23 protein-coding genes are annotated in these 22865 nt (G+C 58.7%); 14 read left to right on the top strand and 9 right to left on the bottom strand.

Features of this window, described 5'->3' with window-relative positions; all coding sequences use genetic code 11:
* Positions 1-22: 22 nt before the first annotated feature.
* Positions 23-1873: a DUF3413 domain-containing protein gene (locus tag ACTG2B_RS13385; RefSeq protein WP_042053125.1), complete on the bottom strand. Its 1851-nt coding sequence runs from the start codon at positions 1871-1873 to the stop codon at positions 23-25.
* Positions 1874-1920: 47 nt separating this feature from the next.
* Entirely contained in the window at positions 1921-2148 is a 228-nt protein-coding gene (locus ACTG2B_RS13380) for a YejL family protein (protein ID WP_005333874.1), read from the bottom strand.
* Between the two features lie 73 nt (positions 2149-2221).
* Between ACTG2B_RS13380 and yejK the strand changes: the two genes are divergently transcribed.
* From yejK to ACTG2B_RS13355, 5 genes are all read left to right on the top strand, one after another.
* Positions 2222-3271 carry a nucleoid-associated protein YejK gene (yejK, locus tag ACTG2B_RS13375; protein WP_019445372.1) on the top strand — a complete coding sequence of 350 codons (1050 nt, stop codon included), beginning with the start codon at positions 2222-2224 and terminating at the stop codon, positions 3269-3271.
* A 408-nt stretch (positions 3272-3679) separates the two neighbouring features.
* Entirely contained in the window at positions 3680-4861 is a 1182-nt protein-coding gene (gene malE, locus ACTG2B_RS13370) for a maltose/maltodextrin ABC transporter substrate-binding protein MalE (protein ID WP_005333871.1), read from the top strand.
* 75 nt (positions 4862-4936) lie between these two features.
* The gene (malF, locus tag ACTG2B_RS13365) at positions 4937-6589 is read left to right on the top strand and encodes a maltose ABC transporter permease MalF (protein WP_076494354.1); all 1653 of its coding nucleotides are present in this window, start codon (positions 4937-4939) and stop codon (positions 6587-6589) included.
* Between the two features lie 12 nt (positions 6590-6601).
* Complete coding sequence (gene malG, locus ACTG2B_RS13360) at positions 6602-7492, top strand: maltose ABC transporter permease MalG (protein WP_005333868.1); 891 nt, start codon at positions 6602-6604, stop codon at positions 7490-7492.
* A gap of 68 nt (positions 7493-7560) precedes the next feature.
* Entirely contained in the window at positions 7561-8697 is a 1137-nt protein-coding gene (locus tag ACTG2B_RS13355) for an ABC transporter ATP-binding protein (RefSeq protein ID WP_005333867.1), read from the top strand.
* Positions 8698-8808: 111 nt separating this feature from the next.
* On the opposite strand, the gene ppk2 is transcribed toward ACTG2B_RS13355, so the two are convergent.
* The gene (ppk2, locus tag ACTG2B_RS13350; protein WP_439996062.1) at positions 8809-9624 is read right to left on the bottom strand and encodes a polyphosphate kinase 2; all 816 of its coding nucleotides are present in this window, start codon (positions 9622-9624) and stop codon (positions 8809-8811) included.
* A gap of 128 nt (positions 9625-9752) precedes the next feature.
* Between ppk2 and ACTG2B_RS13345 the strand changes: the two genes are divergently transcribed.
* Complete coding sequence (locus tag ACTG2B_RS13345; RefSeq protein ID WP_439996060.1) at positions 9753-10553, top strand: alpha/beta fold hydrolase; 801 nt, start codon at positions 9753-9755, stop codon at positions 10551-10553.
* Positions 10554-10664: 111 nt separating this feature from the next.
* Here the strand turns inward: ACTG2B_RS13345 and ACTG2B_RS13340 are convergent, their stop codons facing one another.
* The 3 genes from ACTG2B_RS13340 to ACTG2B_RS13330 are packed head-to-tail and all read right to left on the bottom strand — an operon-like array spanning position 10665 to position 12836.
* The gene (locus ACTG2B_RS13340; protein ID WP_439996058.1) at positions 10665-11471 is read right to left on the bottom strand and encodes a MipA/OmpV family protein; all 807 of its coding nucleotides are present in this window, start codon (positions 11469-11471) and stop codon (positions 10665-10667) included.
* Positions 11472-11506: 35 nt separating this feature from the next.
* Positions 11507-12577, bottom strand: coding sequence for an AI-2E family transporter (locus tag ACTG2B_RS13335; RefSeq protein WP_005333851.1), 1071 nt, complete (start codon positions 12575-12577; stop codon positions 11507-11509).
* A gap of 25 nt (positions 12578-12602) precedes the next feature.
* Complete coding sequence (locus ACTG2B_RS13330; RefSeq protein ID WP_100654019.1) at positions 12603-12836, bottom strand: sulfurtransferase TusA family protein; 234 nt, start codon at positions 12834-12836, stop codon at positions 12603-12605.
* Between the two features lie 121 nt (positions 12837-12957).
* On the opposite strand from ACTG2B_RS13330, the gene ACTG2B_RS13325 reads away from it, so the two are divergent.
* Complete coding sequence (locus tag ACTG2B_RS13325) at positions 12958-14412, top strand: beta-barrel assembly-enhancing protease (protein ID WP_005333848.1); 1455 nt, start codon at positions 12958-12960, stop codon at positions 14410-14412.
* A gap of 90 nt (positions 14413-14502) precedes the next feature.
* On the opposite strand, the gene ACTG2B_RS13320 is transcribed toward ACTG2B_RS13325, so the two are convergent.
* Complete coding sequence (locus ACTG2B_RS13320; RefSeq protein WP_439996056.1) at positions 14503-14985, bottom strand: TlpA family protein disulfide reductase; 483 nt, start codon at positions 14983-14985, stop codon at positions 14503-14505.
* Positions 14986-15045: 60 nt separating this feature from the next.
* Here ACTG2B_RS13320 and arsC point away from each other — a divergent pair, with 60 nt between their 5' ends.
* Entirely contained in the window at positions 15046-15396 is a 351-nt protein-coding gene (arsC, locus tag ACTG2B_RS13315) for an arsenate reductase (glutaredoxin) (protein WP_139444290.1), read from the top strand.
* Positions 15393-15776 carry a DUF2069 domain-containing protein gene (locus ACTG2B_RS13310; RefSeq protein ID WP_005333836.1) on the top strand — a complete coding sequence of 128 codons (384 nt, stop codon included), beginning with the start codon at positions 15393-15395 and terminating at the stop codon, positions 15774-15776. Before arsC ends, ACTG2B_RS13310 begins: the two co-directional genes overlap by 4 nt.
* Positions 15777-15832: 56 nt before the next feature.
* Here the strand turns inward: ACTG2B_RS13310 and ACTG2B_RS13305 are convergent, their stop codons facing one another.
* Positions 15833-16441, bottom strand: a complete 609-nt coding sequence (locus tag ACTG2B_RS13305; RefSeq protein WP_335819493.1) for an ACP phosphodiesterase — start codon at positions 16439-16441, stop codon at positions 15833-15835.
* A 390-nt stretch (positions 16442-16831) separates the two neighbouring features.
* On the opposite strand from ACTG2B_RS13305, the gene ACTG2B_RS13300 reads away from it, so the two are divergent.
* On the top strand, positions 16832-17611 hold the full coding sequence (locus tag ACTG2B_RS13300; RefSeq protein WP_042053117.1) for an ABC transporter substrate-binding protein: 780 nt from the start codon (positions 16832-16834) through the stop codon (positions 17609-17611).
* Positions 17612-17677: 66 nt separating this feature from the next.
* Complete coding sequence (gene iadA, locus ACTG2B_RS13295) at positions 17678-18808, top strand: beta-aspartyl-peptidase (protein ID WP_439996054.1); 1131 nt, start codon at positions 17678-17680, stop codon at positions 18806-18808.
* Between the two features lie 103 nt (positions 18809-18911).
* Here iadA and ACTG2B_RS13290 read toward each other — a convergent pair whose 3' ends face one another.
* The gene (locus tag ACTG2B_RS13290) at positions 18912-19814 is read right to left on the bottom strand and encodes a lysine exporter LysO family protein (protein WP_439996053.1); all 903 of its coding nucleotides are present in this window, start codon (positions 19812-19814) and stop codon (positions 18912-18914) included.
* A 533-nt stretch (positions 19815-20347) separates the two neighbouring features.
* Between ACTG2B_RS13290 and ACTG2B_RS13285 the strand changes: the two genes are divergently transcribed.
* The 3 genes from ACTG2B_RS13285 to ACTG2B_RS13275 all read left to right on the top strand — a co-directional run bounded on the left by ACTG2B_RS13285 (position 20348) and on the right by ACTG2B_RS13275 (position 22794).
* Entirely contained in the window at positions 20348-21118 is a 771-nt protein-coding gene (locus ACTG2B_RS13285; protein WP_005337310.1) for an ABC transporter ATP-binding protein, read from the top strand.
* A 49-nt stretch (positions 21119-21167) separates the two neighbouring features.
* Positions 21168-21941, top strand: a complete 774-nt coding sequence (locus ACTG2B_RS13280) for an ABC transporter substrate-binding protein (protein ID WP_005337307.1) — start codon at positions 21168-21170, stop codon at positions 21939-21941.
* Between the two features lie 112 nt (positions 21942-22053).
* Entirely contained in the window at positions 22054-22794 is a 741-nt protein-coding gene (locus tag ACTG2B_RS13275; RefSeq protein WP_005352911.1) for an ABC transporter permease, read from the top strand.
* Positions 22795-22865: the final 71 nt, after the last annotated feature.

Here is a 22865-nt window from a genome sequence, read left to right as displayed (position 1 = left end):
TATCAAGCCATCAACGGGCGCTTCACTGGTTGCGATAGAAGCGGTTCAGCTCGTTCATCACCTGGATCATGGCGCCCATATCCGGGGTGCCGTGCTTGATCGGGCGATAGCTGTTGCGCTCCAGCAGTTCGAAGTCACCCTGCTTGTTGAAGTGGGTGATGGTCTCCCCTTCATAGATGGCGAAGTCGTTCTGATCCCCGGCCAGCAGCCAGTTGCGCGGGCTGGTATCAAACAGCGAGCGGCCAACGCTGTAATCGCGCGCCGGATTGCGCACGCCCAGCATCCCCTGCATCAGGGTCGGCGCCAGATCGAAATGGCTGCTCGGTTGTTCCCGAACGTCACTGCCGCGCCCCGGCCAGGCCAGTACCAGCGGTACCTGCACCTGATAGGGTGAGTAGTTGCTGCCTGCGCCCCAGCTGTTGCTGCGGGTGTCGTTGAACTCCTGACCGTGGTTGGAGGTGATGACGACGATGGTGTTGCTGTCCATCCCCTGCGACTGCAATTTGGTCAGCATCTGCTCAAGCAACTGGTCGGTATAGAAGACCGAGTTCTTGTAGCGGTTCTCCAGTTTTTGCAGGTTCTCCGCCCGATAGGCGGTCGCCGGATTGAAGTTGGCAAGCTCCGGCTGGAACGGCCCCTTCATGGTGGCGGGCAACTGGTAGTCGCCGGGGCTCGAGAGATAGACCAGCGAGAACCAGGGGCGCTCGGGAGAGCGCTTCTCCAGCCATTGCTGCCAGTCGGTTAGCAGCTTGCCATCGTCACTCTGTTCGGAGACAAACACCTGTTTGCGCAGACCGGCGAGGATGCTCTTGCGATACTTCTGGGCATCTTCCATCGCGCCGAACAGCCCGAACTGGTAATCCTGACGCAGCATCTCGTCGAACAGCACAGGCGGACGCTTGTCGCTGCTGATGTCCTTGTAGTAGTGACCGGGCAATCCGTAGAAGAGGCTGAACATGCCCATCAGGTCGTCGTTGCCGCCACTCAGGTGATTGCGGAACGTCAGATGCTGATCCGCATAGCGCTGCAGATTGGGCATGTTGATGTTGTTGAGCATGTCAAATCGCAGCGAATCGACCACCACAATCAGCAGATTGTTGTGAGTCAGGGGGGCGTTGACGTTGAGCGGGCGCAGCGGATAGTGCATCCGGCTGTCGCTGTTATCCCCCTGGGAAGCAGCCTGCTTCTCGTACTGATCCAGATCCAGCCAGCCATGTTTGGCCAGGAAGGAGCGGGCCGTCATAGGGTAGGAGAGGGGGAAGTTGGCTCTCTGCATGGTGATCGGCTGATAGAGGGTCGCATCCGCCCAGCTGTTGACCACGTGGGTCAGAATAAAGCAGATCAGCAGAGCCAGCCCCACCTGATTGCCGTACTGGCGGCGCTTGCGCTTGTTGATCTTGCGCCAGACATAGGCCGACAGCAGCAGTTGCAGCAGGAAGATGGTGGGCACGGCAACGAAGATGATGCTCCAGATTGAGCCCTCTTCGGTTTGCGCCTGATCCAGCAGCAACTGCCATACCTGACTGTTGAGGTGGAACTTGAACAGCCGGAATACCTGGGTGTCGATCAGCAGCAGCACCAGCGCCAGGGTAGCGATGATGGCCGAGATGAACCGCAACGACTTCTCCTTGGGCAGCACGAAGCTGAGCGGGAAGATCGTCAACAGGTAGGTGACAAAACTCAGAAACGAGAAGTGGCCAATCCAGCTTACAACGAGATAGATCACGCCAAGCGTGGTCGATGGCCAGCTGATGGCACCCAGATAACGGGTGGCGATGAGCATGGCCAGAATAATGTTGAAGAAGGAGAACCAATGCCCCCAGGTGATCAGGCGAGAGACATTATCACGATAGGGGTTACCGGTTTCGACCATAGTGATCCATCTGCGTTGAGAAACGTCAAATCAACAGAGTCTGGGACTCAGTGTGCGTCGTGGCGATTATCGACCGATGCGGTCAGGGCCTGGACAAACTTTTCAGTGATGGCCTGGCGCTGGGCCGGTGCCATACCGTTGATGATATTGGTGGTCAGATTGCCAAGCACCATAAGGCTGAGATCTACCGGCGCTTTATGCTTTTCCAGCGCGGTGATCAGGTCGTTCATCAGGGCGTCAAATTGCTCGTTATTGTACTTTGATACGATAGGCATAATCTTCAGTTCATCTCGGTTCAAAGCGCCTTATAATACTTCACCCTTTCGGCTAACACTATGGCTTTGTGACATGAGTCTCGATATCGACAAGATCATTCTTCACTCCTTGCGCCAGGGCGGCGATGGTCAACCCCACGCCGATACCCGCAGCCAGACCCTGCCCCCTGATGAGGCGGTACAGGGACTGATGGCGGAACTGCATCGGATCTACAACGGCAAGGGTGGCAAGGGCTTTGGCTTCTTTGCCGACCCCGAGGCCGCCGTCGCCGAGCTGGCCGACGGTGAAGAGGCTCCCAAGCAGCCTTCACCCGCGTTTCGTATCGCCCTCGAACAGCTGCTCGCCGAGCAGACCGAATTCGTTCCCTTTTCGGTCACTGTGACCCAGATGCTGGTCAAGCAGCTGGTGGAGCACGCCCTCGATGAGCAGGGGGTGCTGCTGTTTGCCAAATATAACTACGTCGGGGTCGATTATCTGCTGATTGCCCTGCTGGAGGGCAAGGAGAGCGTCACCGTCAGCGAAGCGCTGGAATTGCGCCATATCCAGTATCTGGATATCGGCAAACTCAATCTGGTGGCCCGCATTGATTTGACCGAATGGAAAACCCAACCGGATTCGCGCCGCTATATCACCTTCAGCAAGGGGCGCATTGGTCGCAAACTGGGCGACTTCTTTATGGATCTGCTGGGTGCCCGCGAGGGCATGGATGCCAAGGTACAAAATAAAGGCTTGCTGCAGGCGGTTGAAGATTATTGCGACAGTCGTCAGCTCGAACCGACCGAGCGCAATGACTATAAAAAGCAGGTCTTCAAATATTGCACCGAACAGGCGAGTGCCGGTGAAGAGATCGAAATCAAGGAGCTGTCTGCAGAATTGCCCGGCGACGGTGACCTCGATTTTTACAGCTTTATCGGTCAGGAGTATGAGCTGGAAGAGCGTTTCCCGGCGGATCGCTCTACCCTGCGTGGTTTGACCAAGTTTGTCGGCTCCGGCGGCGGTCTGACTCTGAGCTTTGAGCAGAAGCTGTTGAACAGCCGGATCTTTTACGACCCCCAGACTGACACCCTGACCATCAAGGGTGTGCCGCCCAATCTCAAGGATCAGTTGCTGCGCCAGTCGTAGTCATGCTCCCTAGTGTGATCAACTCGTCATTTCTCGCAAAAAGAGACTCCGCCCCGGCGGGGTCTCTTTTTTTATTGCGCCCGGGCAGACCTCGAAACTGGCGCGGTACTTTGTTAACAAATCAAACAAAATAAACCAGCTGAAAGGGTTTTCATTGAGGTGAAAACCCTTTCATTCATGAAATTTTATTTCATTTTGGTAATTATTATTCTGTGACTGTCTGGAATTAAGCCGATAAATGGCCGTAATCCCCTGAAATAAGAAAATGTTTTCAAAACTTTCTGGAAGGAAATACGTAATTGCATTTCAAAAATGCGAGTTGCGTCATGTGAGCCGTTTGCCGCTTGGGATAATATTCATCTCGCACACAATGCTCTTACAGCGCGGAACTAATACAAGGAAAGGCTCATGAAAAAGAAATTGCTGTCATCCCTGATCGGTCTGGCCACTCTTGGCGTCGCTTGCTCTGCTACTGCTGCCATCGATGAAGGCCAGCTGACCATCTGGATCAACGGTGACAAGGGATACAACGGTCTGGCTGAAGTGGGTAAGAAGTTTGAAGCAGAAACCGGCATCAAGGTTACTGTGGCTCACCCGGATCAGGTTGAAGTGAAATTCCAGCAAGCCGCCGCCACTGGCAACGGTCCGGACATCTTCTTCTGGGCTCACGACCGTTACGGTGAGTGGGTCAAAGCCGGTTTGCTGGTTCCGGTAACGCCGAACGCTGCCACCAAAGGCAAATTTGAACAGCTGGCATGGGATGCCATGACTGTTGATGGCAAAACCTATGGCTACCCGGTTGCCATGGAAGCTGTCAGCCTGATCTATAACAAAGACCTGCTGCCCGAGCCGCCGAAAACCTTCGAAGAGATCGCCAAGATTGACGAGACTCTGAAGAAAAACGGCAAGCGCGCCATCATGTGGGCTTATGACACCCCGTACTTCAGCTATCCGCTGGTGGCTGCCAACGGTGGTTACGCCTTCAAGAAAACCGCTACCGGTTATGACGTTAAAGATACCGGCGTGAACAACGCAGGTGCCAAGATGGGCGTGGGCTACATCTCCGAGATGATCAAGTCCGGTCACCTGGAAAAAGGCATCGACTACGGTGTGATGGACGCCAAGTTCAACAAGGGCGAAGTGGCCATGATGATCAACGGTCCCTGGGCCTGGAGCAACCTGGACAAGAGCGGCATCAAGTACGGCGTAGCGCCGCTGCCGACCCTGAACGGCAAGCCGGCCAAAGCCTTCGTTGGCGTACTGGGTGCCACCATCAACGCTGCCAGCCCGAACAAGGATCTGGCTATCGAGTTCCTGGAAAACTACCTGCTGACCGATGCCGGTCTGGCGCCGGTTAACGCCGACAAGCCGCTGGGGGCCGTTGCGCTGAAATCCTTCCAGAAGACCCTGGAATCCGATCCGCACATCAAGGCCACCATGCTGAACGCCCAGGCTGGCGAGCCGATGCCATCCGTTCCCGAGATGAGCCGTTTCTGGTCTTCCTTCGAAACTGCCCTCAAGAACGTGACCTCCGGTCGTCAGGGTGTTGACGAAGCTCTGGATACTGCTGCCAAGCGTATCGTTCAGTAAGCACGCACTACCCGGGAGGCCGTCATGGCCTCCCACTCTCTCAAATCTCTCTTGGCGTTATAAAGGTTAATTGGCATGGAAGTAGTACCTTCTGTTGAGTCCTATGCCGGTCCGAAGGATAAGCACACCTGGCTTAAGTGGACCATAGCGGCCCTGGTTGCCATCCTCAACGGCTACGCAGCCGTGATGATGTACGCCAGTGGCGAGTGGGTATTCGCGCTGCTGGATCTGGTGGTGGTTTCCGTCGGTCTGTATGTCTTCATGAACAAGAAGACCTATGCCCATCGCTACATCTTTCCGGGTGTTGCGGGCATGGTTGTGTTTATCATCTTCCCTCTTGCCTACACCATTGGCATTGCCTTCACCAACTATTCGGGGTCCAACTTGCTCTCCGTGGAGCAGGCGCGGGACTACCACCTGAAGAAAACCTACAAGGTGGCGGGCGGTGAATTCGATTTTACCCTGCTGGGTGGCGACAACGGCCAGTTCCAGCTGCTGCTGACACAGGATGATCAATCCTTTATCAGCCAACCTGTTTCCCTGATGACCAACAAGGCCCGTGAGCTGGCGTCCCGCGAGGGCCGTGTGCAGAACACCCAGCAAGTGGTCGAGCTGCAGCCCTTCACCGGCGAAGCGGCCAGCAAGGCCGCACCGATCCGCGCCATTGTTGAGCATCGTACTCACCTGAGTGACCTTGATCTGGTGCTGCCGGATGGCGGTACCCACCTGACCCTGAGCAGCCTGCGCAAGTTTGCCGCCCAGAAGCAGCACTACACCCGTCTGATGGATGGTGCCGTGCTCAAGTCCGGCGTGGTGATCAAAGACAGCAACCTGCTGCGTGATACCCAGAATGGCGAGCTGATGCTGCCCAATGGCGAGACCGGCTTCTATCAGTACATCGACGATCAGGGTCAGTTTGTCGGCAAGGGTATTGCTCCGGGCTTTGTGGTGAGCGTCGGTTGGAAGAACTTCGCGCGCATCGTCACCGATCCGGGTATCCAGTCACCCTTCCTGCAGATCTTCATCTGGACCGTGATCTTCTCAACCTGCTCCGTCGCTTTCACCCTGGCTATCGGCATGGTGCTGGCCTGTCTGGTGCAGTGGGAAGAGCTCAAGGGGCGCGGTTTCTATCGGGTCATGTTGATCCTGCCCTATGCGATCCCGGCGTTTATCTCCATCCTGGTGTTCAAGGGGTTGTTCAACCAGAACTTCGGTGAGATCAACATGTTCCTGGAAGCGGCGTTTGGCATCAAGCCGGACTGGTATACCAACCCCTTCCTGGCCAAGGTGATGATCCTGATTGTCAACACCTGGCTCGGCTACCCCTACATGATGATCCTCTGCATGGGCCTGCTCAAAGCCATTCCGGAAGATCTCTATGAAGCGTCCGCCATGGACGGTGCCGGTCCGGTACAGAACTTCTTCAAGATCACCGTGCCGCTGCTGATGAAACCGCTGACACCGTTGTTGATTGCCTCGTTCGCCTTCAACTTCAACAACTTTGTGCTTATCCAGTTGTTGACCAACGGTGCGCCCGACATCATCGGCGCCAGCACCCCGGCCGGTACCACCGACCTGCTGGTGAGTTATACCTACCGGATTGCGTTCCAGGGATCGGGTGGTCAGGACTACGGTCTGGCCAGTGCCATCGCCACAGCTATCTTCCTCATCGTAGGTGCGCTGGCGCTGCTCAACCTGAAATTGTCCAAAGCCGACAAGCAGCTGTAAGGAGGCTTCAACATGGCAATCGTACAACCCAAATCAGTCAAATACCGGGTGTGGGCAACCCACCTGGTCATGTGGGGCTTCCTGGCGTTGATCATCTTCCCGTTGATCATGGTTATCGCCATCTCGTTCCGTAACGGTAACTTCGCGGTAGGGGAGATCATCCCCTCCAATCCGACGCTGGATCACTGGAAGCTGGCGCTGGGCATGTCCATCACCAACGCCGACGGCAGCATCACGCCGCCGCCGTTCCCGGTGCTGACCTGGTTGTGGAACTCCATCAAGATCGCCGGCATCACTGCCCTGATGATCGTGACGCTCTCCACCACTTGTGCTTACGCCTTTGCCCGCCTGCGTTTTCGTGGCAAGTCCACCATCCTGCAGGGCATGCTGATTTTCCAGATGTTCCCGGCGGTGTTGGCGCTGGTAGCCATCTACGCGCTCTTTAACAAGATTGGTGACTATATTCCCTGGCTGGGTCTCAACACCCACGGTGGCCTGATCCTGGCGTACATGGGGGGGATTGCCCTGCACGTCTGGACCATCAAGGGCTACTTCGAGACCATCGACTCCTCCCTGGAGGAGGCGGCGGCCATCGACGGTGCGACCCCGTGGCAGGCATTCCGTCTGATCCTGTTGCCCCTGTCGGTGCCCATCCTGGCGGTAGTGTTTATTCTGGCCTTTATCGGTTCCATTACCGAGGTGCCCATGGCCTCCATCCTGCTGCAGGATGTGAACAATCTGACCCTGGCGGTCGGGGCCCAGCAGTACCTCTATCCGCAGAACTATCTGTGGGGTGATTTCGCGGCGGCCGCAGTGCTCTCCGGTTTCCCCATCACAGTGGTCTTCCTGTTGGCACAGCGCTGGTTGGTTGGCGGTCTGACTGCTGGTGGTGTGAAAGGTTAAGTTTATGGCCGGGGGAGCTGACTCCCCCCGCTATCACGATTTGCAAAGATTCTAGAGCGGAGCTCGTCATGGCTGAAGTAGTACTCAACAACGTTCGCAAAAATTACGATCCGGCTGTTCACAAGGACACCCTGCGCAACATCAACCTCTCCATCAAGGAGGGCGAATTCATCGTCTTCGTCGGCCCGTCCGGCTGCGGTAAATCCACCCTGCTGCGGATGATCGCGGGTCTGGAAGACATCACCAGCGGTGAGCTGACCATCGGCGGTCGCTACATGAACGACGTGCCGCCGGTAGAGCGCAACGTCGGCATGGTGTTCCAGTCCTACGCCCTCTATCCGCACATGAACATCTACGAGAACATGGCCTTTGGCCTCAAGCTCAAGAAAATGGACAAGGAGAACATCCACAAGCGGGTGATGCGTGCCGCCGAGATACTGGGTCTTGAGCCGCTGCTGGACAGAAAGCCCAAGGCGCTCTCCGGTGGTCAGCGTCAGCGTGTCGCCATCGGTCGCTCCATCGTGCAGCAGCCGCAGGTGTTCCTGTTTGACGAACCGCTCTCCAACCTGGATGCCGCCCTGCGGGTCAAGATGCGGATCGAGATCGCCAAGCTGCACAAGGAGCTTAACTCCACCATCATCTACGTGACCCACGATCAGGTGGAAGCGATGACCCTGGCCGACAAGATTGTTGTGCTGAGCCCGCTCAAGGCCGAAGCTGCCACCAACCTGGAACAGTTCGGTTCACCGCTGGATCTCTACCACAACCCGGACAACAAGTTCGTGGCGGGCTTTATCGGCTCTCCCAAGATGAACTTCCTGGCGGGCGAGTTGCTGGAGATTGGCGAGCAGGAGTGCCTGGTCAAGTTGACCTCTGGCGATACCGTGCGTGCCCGGGTCGATGCCCGCAGTGGCGCTGTGGGTGACAAGGTGGAGCTGGGTATTCGCCCCGAGCATCTGATGCCGCTGGATCACCCCCATGCGCACAGCAAGGTGAGCGGGATCGTGCAGGTGGCCGAGCACCTGGGCGCCGAGTCCTTCGTTTATATGGATGTGGATGGTCACGACTTTACCGTCAAGGCCACCTCGGATGTGGATGTGGCGACCGGTCAGACCTACAGCGTGGGTATCCCGGCCGAAGCCTGCTACCTGTTCGATGCCAAGGAGCAGGCGTTCCCACGTACCGCCAAATATATCCGTACCTGATTTTTTGTTGTGCCGGTTTTCCTTTCTTAATAATCAATGCCTTTTTGCCGGTCGTCAGACCGGCTTTTTATTGCCTGCGATTTGAACATGCAGATAGGCAAGGTAACCCGGTCAAGCCTCGAGTTCGGCGGTAATATCGGGCACAAAGGTCTGGCTGGCCAGCGGCGGGCGCTCATACCCTTCGGTCTTGATGGGGGGGAGCTTGATGGGCTCGTAGTGGATCGCCTCGTAGGGCACCTTGCTCAGCAGATGGGCGATGCAGTTGAGGCGGGCACGGCGCTTGTCGTCCGCCTCCACCACGAACCAGGGGCAATCCTCGGTGTCGGTGTAGGTGAACATGTCATCCTTGGCACGGGAGTACTCCACCCAGCGCGACCGGGATTGCAAATCCATCGGGCTGAACTTCCAGCGCTTGATGGGGGTGTTGATCCGCTCTTTAAAGCGCTTCTCCTGCTCCTCGTCACTGACCGAGAACCAGTATTTGATCAAGGTGATGCCGGAGCGGATCAGCATCCGCTCAAACTCGGGGCAGGCGCGCAGAAACTCGCGATACTCGGCGTCGCTGCAAAATTCCATCACCCGCTCGACTCCGGCCCGGTTGTACCAGGAGCGGTCAAACAGCACCATCTCGCCAGCGGCGGGCAGGTGGGCCACATAACGCTGAAAGTACCACTGGGATCGCTCCCGATCGGAGGGGGCGGGCAGCGCCGTGACCCGGCAGACCCGGGGGTTGAGCGGTTCGGTAATCGCCTTGATGACGCCCCCTTTACCGGCGGCGTCCCGTCCCTCGAACAGTACCACTACCTTTAACCCCTCCTGCTTGACCCACTCCTGCAGCTTGACCAGCTCCTCCTGCAGATGGGCAAGGTGGTGCTCGTAGCACTTCTTGTCCAGACGCGGCCGCTTCTTGCTCTTCTCCTTCGCCATGGGCTTCTCCTTTTGGCATCCTTTCATGGGTGACTTCTTTGAGTCACTGTCAGCTTGCACCAGGGAGGCGTCACCTGCCAAGGGGGACGTGATACACTGCCCGCCCATCGCTGGCAACAGGAGATAACATGAAGCATTTTATGGAGATAGCGGGCCGTCGGATGGCCTATCTGGACGAAGGGCAAGGGCCGGTACTGCTGTTTGGTCACAGTTATCTGTGGGACAGCGCCATGTGGGCGCCGCAAATCGAGGCGCTCAAGGGCAGCTATCGCTGCATTGTTCCCGAGCTGTGGGGCCACGGTGATTCCGACCTGCTCCCCGAAGGTGGCTGCACCCTGGCGACTCTGGCGCGGGATCACCTGGCGCTGCTCGATGCCCTCGGGGTTGACGAGTTCGTACTGGTGGGCCTCTCCATCGGCGGCATGTGGGGTGTTGAGCTGGCGCGCATGGCGCCAAACCGCCTCAAGGGGCTGGTGCTGATGGACAGTTTTGTCGGCCTGGAACCGCAGATCACCTGCGAGCGCTACCTCGGCATGTTGGCGATGATCGAACAGCTCGGCACCGTGCCGGCGCCCATCATCGAACAGGTGGCGCCTATCTTCTTTGCCAACCAGCCCGATGCCGACTTGCTGGCCGATTTCAAGGCGCGTCTGGCCGCCTGGCCAAACGAGAAGATTGCCGCCATGGTGGCGGTGGGCCGCAGCTTTGTGACCCGCGAAGATCGTATCGAGTGGCTGGAGGAGATCACCACTCCCGCACTGGTGATGACCGGCTGCGAGGACAAGGCCCGTCCGGTGCTGGAGGGCTATCTGATGGCCGAGGTGCTGGGTTGCCCGTTCAGGGAGATCCCGATGGCTGGCCACATCTCGTCGCTGGAAAATCCGGCCTTCGTCAATCAGCAGCTGACCGAGTTTCTGGCGGCGCTGTAAGCCTGAATTGGCAGCTTGAGCAGGCTGTACGACCAGCCTGATGGTCGTGGAAAAGGGAGCCGAGGGCTCCCTTTTGTTTGGTCGTGTCTCACGGTTCAAGATTCATAACCGTTACCAGATATAGCCCAGCGCAAAACCCGCATAGAGCTCGCCGTCGTGCTGGACGATGGGGCTGTTTTTGATGTCCCGATCATACCATTCGTAGTTCATGGCAAACATGCCAATCCAGTTGGGGCTGAAGCGGTAGCTGGTGATGAGGGCCGCCATCGGGGATAGGGTGGTACCGGTATCCCAAGCGGGTCGCTGGGCGGTTGCCTCGCTCTCGGAGATGCCGCCGAAGTAGTAGTTGGCCATCTTGTCGCTGCGCAGCATCATCCCCATCCCCGGCATGATCAGCAGGTTGTCGCGCAGGATGGGGAAGTCGGCCCACAGCAGCAGCTCCTGCCCCTTGCTGCGGCCGGTGACATCGCTGTTGGCCCGCACGGTCAGCAGGGCATAGGGGGTGATGATGTTGCCACCGATCCCGCCTTCCAGCTGCCATTTTCGCTGCTCCATGCCGCTGAAGGCGGGCGAGTCCTCGGGATCCAGATTGCCAAAACGGACCCGGCCATAGCCGTAGAGGGCCACGTTCTCATCCTTGTGGAAGTAGTAGCGGGCCCGATCCCCCAGAAACATGAATTGGTCGCCGAAGTAGATAAAGCCGGGGATGGCGTAGATGGCGTTGTCCTGCGCTTCATAACGGGCCTGTCCCCCGATGAGCGCCGCACCGGCGACAAAGCCCTGTGGCACCGGGCTGGTAGGGCTGTCGCTGGTGAGCAGATCCATGGCGCCAAGATCGATATCGGCACGCGCTGGCATAGCGGCAGCGAGGAGCAGGGCCGTCAGCCCTGCCGCTCTGATTTGACGAAAAAAGGTCATGGACACTCCGTTGTCACGATTGCAGGGGAAGCAGGTTATTTTGCGGCACCGGGCATCTCTTCGCGTTTTGGCCAGGCATTGATCACCGCCTTGACCAGGGTGGCGAGGGGAATGGCGAAGAAGACTCCCCAGAATCCCCACAAGCCGCCGAAGACCAGCACGGCGATGATGATGGCCACCGGATGGAGGTTGACCGCTTCCGAGAAGAGCACCGGCACCAGCAGGTTGCCATCGAGGGCCTGAATGACCAGATAAGCTACCATCAGCCAGGCGAACTCGGGGGTGAGCCCCCACTGGAACAGGGCCACCATGGCGACCGGAACCGTCACCACGGCAGCGCCGATATAGGGGATCAGCACCGAGAAGCCGACCGCGACCGCCAGCAGCACCGAGTAGCGCAATCCCATCAGGGCGAAGGGGACATAGGTGGCGATGCCGACGATGAGGATCTCGATCACCTTGCCGCGGATGTAGTTGATGATCTGGTTGTTCATCTCGACCCACACCCGGTTGACCAGGGTGCGGTTGCGCGGCAGGAAGCGGCGCAGGCTGCCCATCAAGACCCGCTTGTCCTTGAGCATAAAGAAGACCATCAGCGGCACCAGAATGAGGTAGATCATGATGGCGACTACGTTGACCAGCGAACTGAGGGAGGCGCTCACCAGATGCTCGCCGCCACTGAGGATGCGCTGGCGAATATTGTCGATGACGGTCTCCACCAGACTGACGTCGATGAGCTCGGGGTATTTGTCAGGCAGGGTGCGCACATAATCCTGAGCGTGGGTCAGCATGGCCGGCGCCTCTTTGGCCAGATTGATCCCCTGACTGACCAGCGTCGGGATAAGACCCAGCAAGGAGGCGACTGCTACCGCAATAAAGAGGATCAGAATGACGCTGGTGGCCAGGGTGCGCGACAGCCCCGCTTTTTGCAGCCGGGCGACCGGCCACTCCAGCAGATAGGCCATTACCAGCGCCACCAGCAGGGGGGCCAGCAGATCGCCAAACAGCCAGATGATGGTGAAGCAGAACACCAGCAACAGAAAAAGGGTAACGGCATCGGGATCGGAAAAACGGGTCTGATACCAGCGCTTCAATACTTCTAACATGACGGCATCCTTACATCACTGGGGCTCAAGATGGTTGTTTCGCCCCGACAACCAACTGCAAAGAGAGGGTTTTGTCCGCTTCTTGCTGCACCTCGACATGGTGGCCCTGACGGTGCAGATAGGCCGGAATATCCTGCCGTGAGCCCGCATCGGCCAGCCGGATGGTGACGGTTTGACCGCTTTTGGCCCCCCTTAACCAGAGCTTGAGCCGGATCAGCGGCTCGGGGCAACGCCAGGGGGTCAGGTCGAGAATTTCCATGGGGGCTCCATCAGGCAGGTGGCCGCTATTATGGCCGTGATAAGAGCATGAAACAACGCTTGTAGCCCTTGATGGGCAAGGGTATTCTGCCGAGGCCCTTTCTGATGGAGATAGAGATAACGTGGCACGTTTTTCCCCCCTGATGGCATCACTTCCCCTGCTGGCTTCCCTGATGGGCGCCACGTTTCATGCCGAGGCCAACAATCAGCTTCCCGACATCGGCACGGCCGGGGTTGCTGCCCTGCCCATCGAGCAGGAAGTGCGTTACGGCAACGCTTTTATGCGCTTTGCCCGTGCGGGTCTGCCGATCATCGATGATCCGGTGCTGAGCCAGTACATTGATGATCTGGGTCAGCGATTGCTGACCAACGCCGATGGGGTACGTTTCCCGTTTACCTTCTTCCTCATCAATGATCCCAGCATCAACGCGGCCGCCTTCCTCGGCGGGCGGGTCAAGGTGCACACTGGCCTCTTCCTCTACGCCGACAGCGAGAGTGAGCTGGCCTCGGTACTGGCCCACGAAATCACCCACGTGACCCAGCGCCATATCGCCCGTTATATGGAGGCGCAGGCGAGCAGCTCGGCGGTGACCCTGGCTGGTCTGGTGGGCTCCATCGCGCTGGCAGTGATCAATCCGACTGCCGGTATCGCCGCGCTGCAGACCACGCTGGGCCTCTCCATGCAGTCGGCCATCAACTACACCCGCGACAACGAATATGAAGCGGATCGCATCGGCATGAAGACCCTCTATGATGCCGGTTTCGACCCCATGGGGATGGCCAACTTCTTCCAGAAACTGGCTGCCGAATACCGTTACGCCAGCAAGCCGCCGGAAATGCTGCTCACTCACCCGCTGCCGGAGACCCGGATCAGCGAGGCCCGCGCTCGGGCGGGTAGCTATGGTCGCCGCGACTTGCCGCCCAGTCTCGACTTCTGGCTGGCCAAGGTGCGGATTCAGGTGCGTTTTGGTACCGATACCCCGCAGGGGCTGCTGAGCTACTTCGATAGCCGGATCCAGAAGGGGGATTATCCGCTCAAGGATGCCGCCATCTATGGCAAGGCGCTGGCGCTGATCCAGCTCAAGCGCACCGACGAGGCGGATACCCTGATGCAGGAGCTGGCGGCCCGTCATCCGGAAGATCTCTTTATCGTCGATGCCCAGACCGACATCGATCTGGCCAAGGGGCGCAGTGCCCAGGCCATCGCGCGCCTCGAGAAGTTCCGCAGCCGGATGCCGGATAACGAAGTGGTGGTGGTCAATCTCGGCAACGCCTATCTCGAGAGCGGCAACTACAAGAAGTCCATCGCCATCCTCGACCCCTATGCCCGTGCCCATGAGGAGAACAATCTGGCCTGGAACCTGCTGGCCGATGCCTATCGCAAGGCGGGCAGAATGACCGAGCTGCATATGGCGCGGGCTGAGATGCTCGCACTGCGCGGGGATTATCAGGCGGCCATCGACGAGCTGATCGTGGCACGCGGTACCACCAGCGACCGGATGACCCTGGCTCGTCTGGAGGCGCGCATCACCGAGCTGGAGCGGGCCAAGAAGGATCTCGACAGCCTCAAGGGCTAACGAAACCTATCAAACAAGGGCGCACTATGGTGCGCCCTGGTTGTTTATGGCGGTGGCGTTGATGTGGGGGACGGTGATAGCAGCGATGGGCTAGTGACTCATGCTGCTGGCGGTCGCCTTGAGCATCTCGATCTGCTGCTGGTCGAGCTCGCCGACCAGCGTCTGCTTGAGCTTGCCCTCGCTATCGAGCAGATAGCTGGTGGGCAGGCCGCTTGGGAGAGGGAAGGGGAGCCTGGCATCTTCATTGGCAATAAGGAGCGGCACCTTGATGTGATACTGCGCAGCCAGCTTGTTCAGCTCTGCTGGCGTGGTCGGGTCGTAGTTGATGGCCACCACTGTGATCTGGCCTTCTGCCGCCAGCGCGTTGAGGCGCGGCATCTCCCGCAGGCAGGGAGCGCACCAGGGGGCGAAGTAGTTGACCAGCAGCGACTTGCCGGCAAAGTGGCGCAGGCTGATCGGCTGTCCTTTGGCATCGGTAAATTCAGGGGCGGGCGTGCAGGCGCCCAGCAGGCCCGCCACAATCAGCCAACAAATTCGTTTCAATTCCTTTCCACTGCCGCTTACCCTGACCATCACTTTCCCCTACAATAGCGCCGTTTCTAGTCCCATCTTGCGATTAATCAGGGAGTTACCATGAGCGAGACCCAAATCTACCACAATCCGCGCTGCTCCAAGAGTCGCGAAACCCTGGCCCTGCTGGAACAGCACGGGATCGCCCCTGATGTGGTGCTCTATCTGGAGCAGGCCCCGAGCGAAGATGAGATCCGCAACCTGCTCTCTCTGCTTGGTTTTAACGATCCCCGCCAGCTGATGCGCACCAAGGAGGATCTCTACAAGGAGCTGGGCCTCAGCGAAGTGAACGGCGACGCCCTTATTCGTGCCATGCACCAGCATCCCAAGCTGATCGAGCGCCCCATCGTCATCAAGAATGGTCAGGCCCGTATTGGTCGCCCGCCGGAGCAGGTGCTGGAGATCCTCAAGTGAGCACCCGCTTCGCACGTTGGCTGACTCTGGTCGGCTTCTTCGGCCTGCTGGGCTGGGTCATCCTCTGGCATCTGTGGCTGTCACCCCACCCGGACCTCAACCCCTGGCTGCTGCCGGTGATCTGGACGGTGCCGCTGCTCTTTCCCCTCAAGGGGATAGTGCAGGGCAATCCCTACACCCACGCCTGGGGCAACTTCGTGTTGATGCCCTATTTCCTCCACGCCCTCACCCTGATCACCACGGATGAGGGGGAGCGGTGGCTGGCGGTGGTGGAGCTGGTCTTCACCACTCTCGCCTTTGTCGGCACCATCTATTACGCCCGACTGCGTGGTCGGGAGCTGGGCTTAAGCATTCGCAAAAAGAAAGACGAAGCCAACTGATGACAAATGCCCCGCAAGGGGCTTTTTTTATGGGGAAGCTGCTTTATCCAGAGGGATCACTGTGCCCCTTGGGCTGCCCGATATTGGGCCAGCTGCTGCTGGCTAAAGTCCATCAGCTGGGGATAGAAGCGCAGAAATCCCGCCTCGCATGTTTGCCACTGCGACTCATCGAGGGTCAGCAGCGCCTCTCCCAGTTGTACCGGGCGGCGCAGTCGGCGACCTATGCCATTTAGCGCTTGCCCCAGCCCCTCCCTGTGGCGGTAGGAGGCGATCCAGTTCTGCTCGGCCATCCGTTTGAGGGGGAGTGGCAGTCCGTCCGGCAGGCGTGGGTGATCCGCCAATAGCTGCTCATAACTGCGTTGCAGGAAGCGGGGCAGGGGCTCGGTGCTGAACAGTCCCCAGTGCAGGCTCAGCCAGTGGTCGTAGATCATATCAACCACTATGCCGCCAAAGCGGCGCCAGGGGGCCTCGAAACAGGCGACGGCCGCCTTGTGCTCGGGGTGGCTGTCGGTGAAAGCGTCAATTTTGCGGTGTAGCCAGATCCCCTCATCGAAGTGGGCGGCAAGCCCAGTGGGCAGCGTGCCTTTGACGAAATCGCCGAGCAGATTGCCGGTGAGAGAGCTTCGGGTGTGGGCAGCCAGATGGAGATGGGCCAGAAAATTCATCGGTCGCTGTGGGTCTGTTATGGGATGGCAAGGTGCTTCGAGCCTAACGGATCCCGCCTGCCTTGACCATGATCGGGATTTTGCTACTGCCTGGCGGCTGCCTCTTGCCGGGCAAAATTCGGGCGTGCTAAGGTGATTGCCATCTTTGTCACAGGACGCGACAAACCACCATGATGCGCAAAGCCAGAGGCTTTTTTCTGGCCTTCTACTTCAAGCCTTTCTATCTCTCCGAGTGGTTCGACGAATAGATCGAACCTCTGGAGCAGTTCACTGACGCCCGCTCGGGCGTGATCTCGCTCATCCAGATTTTGCCACTTTTGGTCATCGCATGCATTCGCCTGCGGTGCCTTGTCCGCGCCTGTGCGCTTTTTATGTAATGGAGTACTCAAGATGAAGATCAGACTGACCCTCTCAGCCCTGTTTGTTGCCAGCCTGCTGGCTACCCCCGCCATGGCCAAGGAGTGGAAAACCGTGCGCTTCGGGGTGGAGGGGGCCTACCCACCCTTCTCCTGGACCGATGCGTCGGGCGAGATCAAGGGGTTTGATATCGACCTCGCCAACGCCCTTTGTAAGCAGATGGCGGTCAAGTGCGAGTTGGTGGCGCAGGATTGGGACGGCATGATCCCGGCCCTGCTGTCGCGCAAATACGACGCCATCATAGCCGCCATGTCGATCACCGACGAGCGGCGCCAGAAGGTCGACTTCACCGAGAAATATGCCCATATTCCCAATCGCTTTGTGGCGGCCAAGGGGACCGAGCTGACGCTGACCCCGGAAGGCATGGCGGGCAAGCGTATCGGGGTGCAGCGGGCCACCACCCACGACAAGTACCTGACCGACAATTTTGGCTCGAATGTCACCATCGTCCGCTACGGCAATGCCGATGAGGCCTATCTCGATCTGAAGGCGGGTCGGGTGCTGGCCCTGCTGGCCGATGCCTCTGCCATCGAGCAGGGGCTCCTTGGCAAAGAGGGGGGCGACAAGTTCGATTATGTGGGGCCCGCCCTGACCGATCGCCAGTGGTTTGGTGATGGCATGGGGATCGCCGTGCGCAAGAGCGATAAGGAGCTCAAGGGCAAGCTGGACGAGGCGATAAAGGCACTGCGTGCCAATGGCACCTATCAGCAGATCAACCAGAAGTACTTCAAGTACGATATATATGGTGGTTGACGGGGGGAGGGAGCTTGCTCCCTCTCTTTTCATTGGGCAAGCGACAATCGTGCAAGGAGGATCGCCATGTTGACCCTGATCGAGGGGGCCGAGATCTTCAGCCCTACCCACCTTGGCCAGCAGGATCTGCTGGTGGCCGATGGCCGTATCGCCTGGATGGGCAAGGGGTTGACGGTGCCCACAAACTGGCCGCTGCACAGGGTCGGTGGTCGAGGCCGCTATCTGGTGCCCGGGCTGGTGGATCCGCTGGCCCATATCACCGGCGGCGGCGGTGAGGGGGGCTTTGCTTTTCGCACCCCGGAACTGGCGGCGAGCGAGGCGCTCAAGGCAGGTGTCACTACCCTGGTGGCGGCGCTTGGCACCGACAGCCTGACCCGCACTCCCGCGCAGGTGCTCGGCAAGGTGCGCGAGTTTCGCGCCGCCGGGGTGAGCGCCTTTATGTATACCGGCTCTTACCATCTGCCGGTCAAGACCCTGACCGGCACGGTGGAGTCGGACATCATCCTGATCCCCGAGGTATTGGGGGTGGGGGAGGTGGCCATCAGCGACCACAGATCCAGTGCGCCGACCCACGACGAGCTGGCCAGGCTTGCCAGCGAGGCGCGGGTGGCCGGGCTGCTTGCGGGCAAGAGCGGGGTCAGCTTCTTCCATGTCGGGGATGGCAAGGGGGCATTGGCCCCCCTGAGGGCGCTGCGCGATGAGACCGATATTCCGCTGCGCCAGCTCTATCCCACTCACTGCAACCGCAACCCCTGGCTCTTTGCCGAGGCCATCGAGTGGGGCAAGGCGGGAGGTTGGGTCGACCTCACCACCTCGAGCTTTCCCGATCTGCTGGAGGATGGCGAGCGGCTTGCCGCCGATGCGCTCCTCGAGCTGCTGGCCGCCAATGTGCCTGCCGAGCGCATCACCTTCAGCTCGGATGCGAACGCCAGCCTGCCGCGCTTTGATGGCGAGGGGCGGCTAATCGAGATGCGCTGCGGCCAGATTGCCAGCCTGTGGCAGCAGTGCGTGCGCGCGATCCGGCTCGGTGTCTCGCTGGAGAGGGCGTTGGCCGTGGTGACAAGCAATCCGGCGCAGGCGCTGGGGCTCTGCAGCAAGGGCCGTATCGGGGTCGGGCAGGATGCGGATCTGCTGCTGGTGCACGACCGGACGTTTGCTATCGAACGGGTGATGAGTGGCGGCCAGTGGCGCGAATAAGGCTGCGGGCAATATCGCAGCCAGTGCGAGTGCGTGGTTGCTCCAAACAGCAAAAGCCCGACAACAAGGTCGGGCTTTTTTATCTGCAATGTGGGAATCAGGCTTAGATCGCCAGAAACCCGAGGATCAGGATGGGGCCGAGCAGGCTCAGGATAAAGCCGGAGACAATGGCCACCGGCACCACCTGAATGCCCCCTGATTTCTGGATGACCGGCAGGGTGAAGTCCAGCGCCGTGGCGCCGCCATAACCGATGGCCGCCGAGGGGTGGCGTCGCATCAGGACCGGGATGATCAGAATAGCGATAAGCTCACGCCCAAGATCGTTGATAAAGGCAGCAGAGCCGAGCACCGGCCCCAGTTTGTCGGCCACCAGAATGCCGGAGAGCGAATACCAGCCGAAGCTCGAGCTCATCGCCAGACCATGGGCAAAGGGCATCCCCAGCAACTGGGCCGCCAGCAGGCTGCCCAGCCAGCTGCTGAGGATGACGGTGGCGGCTATCTTCATCCCCCAGGGGTTGAGCAGGATCTGGCGCAGCCGCATGCCGGAGTTGCGCATCTGCACCCCGATGAGAAACAGCAGCAGCATCAGGGCCCACTCGCTCCACTTGTCGATGGGCAGGGCGCGCAGATCCACCAGTAGGCCCAGCAGCACACCGCCGAGCACCACAAAGCAGAGCTGCAGGGATTCCCACAACAGGTGCAACTTGCCCGGCATCTTGGCATCGCTCGCCTCGTGGGTCGGCGGCGTGCGTTTGTCGAGCCACCAGAGGGCCAGCAGGTTGCAGACCGTGATCGCGGTGAGCATCACCCCGGCGACCTTGAAGATCACCGCCAGATTGCTGCCCAGGTTCTCCACATAGGCAAGCCCGAGCCCCATCAGAAACAGAATGAGGTAGACCATCTTGCCCAGACTCTGGTTGACCAGCTTGATCAGCCGGGCAGAGGAGAGGGGAATCAGATAGCCGATTGCCAGTGGCAACAGGATCAGCAACACATTGAACAGCATCGAGGCCTCGATCACAAAAACTGATAAAAACACCACCTTATCATTACTTATTGGCTCTGTGTCACATATCTATCGCTTTCATGGCCGAAAACAGCCCTTTTGGGGGCAGATTGTTACTTTTTTGCCACAACCTCTCTGTTTGATAAGGTTCTGTGCGAGCCCGAGTGCACCAATGAAATCAAGTTGATCCAATCGGGGGGCCGATATTTCGCTCGGCAAGGGGGTGCATAAAGCCATTTTGGTGCCGGTTTGGCACACATCACGCTTTTCTCTTGCCACTGATATGATTGGGGTATAAAAAGGCGTTATCGGAATAGCCATTGAAACGGCTGTTTATGCAAACAAAGTGCTGAAAAATACGCAAAGAGCGAATAAAAATAGAGCGAATCCCCTGAAGACCCTCGTTCTGTATTGTTTTTTCACTATACGGGTGATATTTTCGCTGAAGGTTGCCATCGGTTAACTTTTTGTTAAATGGACGATGGTTGAGTCACGCCCCCTGCGGCGTCTAGGGACAGACAAGGTTGTAATGGATGAGCGACGTTGCCGCACTGGAAGTACGTGATCTGCACAAATATTTTGGCACCCACGAAGTGCTCAAGGGCATCGACATGACCGCCCACAAGGGGGATGTGATCTCCCTTATCGGCTCCTCCGGCTCGGGGAAGTCGACCTTTCTTCGCTGTATCAATCTGCTCGAAACCCCCTCATCCGGCACCGTCTCGCTCCACGGCGAGTTGATCCGGATGAAAACCAGCCGCGCCGGCGAGCGGTTGCCCGAGGATATGCGTCAGGTGGAGCGGATCCGCAGCCGGCTGGCCATGGTGTTTCAAAGTTTCAATCTCTGGTCACACATGACCATCATGCAGAACATCATCGAAGTGCCGATCCAGGTGCTCAAGGTACCTCGCGCCGAAGCACTGGCCAAGGCAGAGCAACTGCTCAACCGGGTTGGACTCTGGGAGCGGCGTGACTACTATCCCGGCCACCTCTCCGGTGGTCAGCAGCAGCGGGCCGCCATCGCCCGTGCGCTGGCGGTAGAGCCCGAGGTGATGCTGTTCGATGAACCCACCTCGGCGCTGGATCCCGAGCTGGTGGGGGAGGTGCTCGGCCTGATGCGCGAGCTGGCCGAAGAGGGGCGCACCATGCTGGTGGTGACCCACGAGATGTCGTTTGCCCGGGATGTATCGAACAAGGTGATGTTTCTGCATCAGGGGCGGGTGGAAGAGGAGGGCAACCCCAAGGAGATTTTCGCCCATCCCAAATCCGAGCGGTTCAAGCAATTCATCTCCTCCATCTACTGATGGCGGGATGCCTGGTTACCCAATCAACTGTTTTATCAAGGAGAGATACATGAACAAGCTGATGCTGGCGACAGCCGTAGTTACTGCCCTCGCGTCCGGTAGCCTGATGGCCAAGGAGTGGAAAGAGGTCCGGATCGGGGTTGAGGGTGCCTATCCCCCCTTCTCCTGGACCGAGCCCAGTGGCGAGGTGAAAGGTTTTGATATCGACATCGCCAACGCCCTGTGCGAAGAGATGAAAGTGAAGTGCACTCTGGTCAAGCAGGACTGGGACGGCATCATTCCGGCGCTGTTGTCGCGCAAGTTTGACGCCATCATCGCCACCATGGACATCACAGAAGAGCGCAAGAAGAAGGTGGACTTCACCCAGAAGTACCAGCACATTCCGGCCCGCTTTGCCGCCAAGAAGGGCACTGATGTGCAGCTCGACAAAGCCTTTATGGAAGGCAAGTCCGTCGCGGTGCAGCGTGCAACCTCCATGGATACCTTTATTACCGACAACTTCCCCAATGCCACCATCAAGCGTTACGGCACCGCCGATGAAGCCTATCTCGATCTGAAATCCGGTCGTGTGGACTATGTGCTGGCCGACTCTGCCGCCATCACCGACGGTCTGCTGAAGAAAGAGGGCGGTGATGCCTTTGAATTCGTCGGCCCGAAACTGACTGATCCCAAGTGGTTTGGCGAGGGGGCCGGTATTGCGGTGCGCAAGGCTGACAAGGATCTGAAAGAGAAATTCAACGCCGCCATTCTGGCGCTGCGTGCCAACGGCAAGTACAAGGAAATCAACGACAAGTACTTCGAGTTCGACGTATACGGCGAGTAAGTCCAAAGACGTCTACGGCAAGTAACGACAGGTTGATCCCGTCAGTAGTCATCGGGCCCGTCACCTCCCTGAGGGAGTTTACGGGCCCGCATTGATTGCAATGGAGCTGCATATGTTTGATTTGAAAGGATACGAAGCCTCGCTGCTGGAGGGCGCCTGGGTCACCCTGGAAGTGGCGCTGGCCTCCCTGCTGCTGGCGTTGCTGCTGGGGATGCTGGGGGCGCTGGCCAAACTCTCTCCCTACAAGTGGGCCCGGGCCATCGCCACCGGCTACACCACCATTATTCGCGGCATCCCCGATCTGGTGCTGATGATGCTGCTCTTCTTTGGCGGTCAGGTGCTGATCAACGGCATCTGCACCTGGGTCAACGAGACTTACAATAGCTGGTTACTGGAGAGCAATCCCAATCAGGAGTGGGTCTCCCTGCTTCCGGACTATATCGACATCAGCCCCTTTGTGGCCGGTGTCGCGACCATCGGCTTTATCTTCGGCGCCTACATGACCGAGACCTTTCGCGGCGCCATTCTGGCAGTGGACAAAGGCGAACTGGAGGCCGCACGGGCCTTTGGCATGCGGGCAACCCAGGTGTTTGTGCGGATCCTCTTCCCCCAGATGATGCGCCACGCTTTGCCGGGGTTTGGCAACAACTGGCTGGTGCTGCTGAAAACCACCGCGCTGGTCTCCATCATCGGCCTTGATGACATGGTGCGCAAAGCCTCGCTGGCGGCGGGCTCGACCCAGCAACCCTTCACCTTCTACATGGCGGTGGCGTTGATCTTCCTGATCTTCACCGCAGTCTCCACCTCGGCGCTCAAGTGGGCCGAGCGTCACTATGCCATCAAGACGAGGTAAGCCATGTCGTACTCAATGCAGTCATCCGTTTACTGTGAGTGTCGCAGTGCCAGTGCCGAGCGTCACTACAT

It is taken from the genome of Aeromonas sp. 30P (assembly GCF_051919805.1).
Taxonomy (GTDB): Bacteria; Pseudomonadota; Gammaproteobacteria; order Enterobacterales; family Aeromonadaceae; genus Aeromonas; species Aeromonas veronii.
Note: the sequence above shows the minus strand (reverse complement) of the source record. Positions and strands in the feature narration are given on the sequence as shown.

What these genes read in the sequence shown, in the direction of transcription:
- ACTG2B_RS13335 (WP_005333851.1), bottom strand. Translation starts at nt 12,577, where the DNA reads ATGTTAGAAGTATTGAAGCGCTGGTATCAGACCCGTTTTTCCGATCCC.
- iadA (WP_439996054.1), top strand. Translation starts at nt 17,678, where the DNA reads ATGTTGACCCTGATCGAGGGGGCCGAGATCTTCAGCCCTACCCACCTT.
- ACTG2B_RS13280 (WP_005337307.1), top strand. Translation starts at nt 21,168, where the DNA reads ATGAACAAGCTGATGCTGGCGACAGCCGTAGTTACTGCCCTCGCGTCC.
- ACTG2B_RS13290 (WP_439996053.1), bottom strand. Translation starts at nt 19,814, where the DNA reads ATGCTGTTCAATGTGTTGCTGATCCTGTTGCCACTGGCAATCGGCTAT.
- ACTG2B_RS13300 (WP_042053117.1), top strand. Translation starts at nt 16,832, where the DNA reads ATGAAGATCAGACTGACCCTCTCAGCCCTGTTTGTTGCCAGCCTGCTG.
- malF (WP_076494354.1), top strand. Translation starts at nt 4,937, where the DNA reads ATGGAAGTAGTACCTTCTGTTGAGTCCTATGCCGGTCCGAAGGATAAG.
- ACTG2B_RS13355 (WP_005333867.1), top strand. Translation starts at nt 7,561, where the DNA reads ATGGCTGAAGTAGTACTCAACAACGTTCGCAAAAATTACGATCCGGCT.
- malG (WP_005333868.1), top strand. Translation starts at nt 6,602, where the DNA reads ATGGCAATCGTACAACCCAAATCAGTCAAATACCGGGTGTGGGCAACC.
- ACTG2B_RS13275 (WP_005352911.1), top strand. Translation starts at nt 22,054, where the DNA reads ATGTTTGATTTGAAAGGATACGAAGCCTCGCTGCTGGAGGGCGCCTGG.
- ACTG2B_RS13305 (WP_335819493.1), bottom strand. Translation starts at nt 16,441, where the DNA reads ATGAATTTTCTGGCCCATCTCCATCTGGCTGCCCACACCCGAAGCTCT.
- yejK (WP_019445372.1), top strand. Translation starts at nt 2,222, where the DNA reads ATGAGTCTCGATATCGACAAGATCATTCTTCACTCCTTGCGCCAGGGC.
- ACTG2B_RS13380 (WP_005333874.1), bottom strand. Translation starts at nt 2,148, where the DNA reads ATGCCTATCGTATCAAAGTACAATAACGAGCAATTTGACGCCCTGATG.
- arsC (WP_139444290.1), top strand. Translation starts at nt 15,046, where the DNA reads ATGAGCGAGACCCAAATCTACCACAATCCGCGCTGCTCCAAGAGTCGC.
- ACTG2B_RS13320 (WP_439996056.1), bottom strand. Translation starts at nt 14,985, where the DNA reads ATGGTCAGGGTAAGCGGCAGTGGAAAGGAATTGAAACGAATTTGTTGG.
- ACTG2B_RS13330 (WP_100654019.1), bottom strand. Translation starts at nt 12,836, where the DNA reads ATGGAAATTCTCGACCTGACCCCCTGGCGTTGCCCCGAGCCGCTGATC.
- ACTG2B_RS13345 (WP_439996060.1), top strand. Translation starts at nt 9,753, where the DNA reads ATGAAGCATTTTATGGAGATAGCGGGCCGTCGGATGGCCTATCTGGAC.
- malE (WP_005333871.1), top strand. Translation starts at nt 3,680, where the DNA reads ATGAAAAAGAAATTGCTGTCATCCCTGATCGGTCTGGCCACTCTTGGC.
- ppk2 (WP_439996062.1), bottom strand. Translation starts at nt 9,624, where the DNA reads ATGGCGAAGGAGAAGAGCAAGAAGCGGCCGCGTCTGGACAAGAAGTGC.
- ACTG2B_RS13340 (WP_439996058.1), bottom strand. Translation starts at nt 11,471, where the DNA reads ATGACCTTTTTTCGTCAAATCAGAGCGGCAGGGCTGACGGCCCTGCTC.
- ACTG2B_RS13385 (WP_042053125.1), bottom strand. Translation starts at nt 1,873, where the DNA reads ATGGTCGAAACCGGTAACCCCTATCGTGATAATGTCTCTCGCCTGATC.
- ACTG2B_RS13285 (WP_005337310.1), top strand. Translation starts at nt 20,348, where the DNA reads ATGAGCGACGTTGCCGCACTGGAAGTACGTGATCTGCACAAATATTTT.